Origin of the sequence: Luteitalea sp., assembly GCA_009377605.1 — a bacterium.
Classification (GTDB): domain Bacteria; phylum Acidobacteriota; class Vicinamibacteria; order Vicinamibacterales; family Vicinamibacteraceae; genus WHTT01.
The window spans coordinates 2,052-2,777 of record WHTT01000187.1 but is presented as its reverse complement, the minus strand read 5'-3'; the positions used below and the strand labels follow the sequence as shown (position 1 = coordinate 2,777).

Annotated in this window: 1 pseudogene (cut by a window edge); it reads right to left on the bottom strand. The window is 67.2% G+C overall.

Annotation, left to right across the window (positions count from 1 at the left end):
* Nucleotides 1-34: 34 nt before the first annotated feature.
* Nucleotides 35-726: pseudogene (locus GEV06_28305) on the bottom strand (aminotransferase class I/II-fold pyridoxal phosphate-dependent enzyme); it runs 825 nt beyond the window's last position.

Below are 726 nucleotides of genomic sequence, written 5' to 3'. Positions count from 1 at the left end.
GAAGAGTCGCCGGCAACCAAGCGCCGAGCCGGACTCACCGAGGGCGTCTCCGGCCTCTCGATCGGCTGTGCCTCGCAAGCAAGGTGGCCAATTGTCGAACGCCCTCGCCGATCCGAGGTGTCGCGATGGCGCCAAAGCCCAACACGAGGCCCGACCTTCCAGATGACCGCGTCGAAAAGTCTGCGAGGGTGCTGACCTTCAAACCACACGCCAGGGCATCCTGGCGGAGCGCGGCGAGATCCACCCTCGTTTCGGGGCGCACCTCGGCCGCGATGTGCAGTCCCGCCTCCGACCGCAGGACGCGCAGCCAGCGGCCGCACTGGCGCTCAATCTGTTGCGTGATATCCGCGTGCCGCTCCGCGTACACGCGTCCGACCGCTCGAACGTGCGCCGTGAGCAGCCCATCCTCGAGGAACCGCGCAAGCGCCTCTTCGAGCATCACCACGCCCTGCAAGTCGCTGAGTTGCCTGGCCGCCCGGAGCGCCGGCTGCAAGGAGGCTGGCGCGACGAGAAAGCCGAGCCTGAGCGAGGGCAGCAGCACCTTTGAGAACGACCCAACGTAGATCACGCGCCCGTCGCGATCGAGGCGTTGCAGCGGATCGAGCGGCCGTCCTCCAAATCGAAACTCACTGTCGTAGTCGTCCTCGATCACGACGGCATCACGACGGGCGGCCCAGCCAAGCAGCATCACCCGGCGCTCGAGGGACATCGGCATGCCCAGCGGAA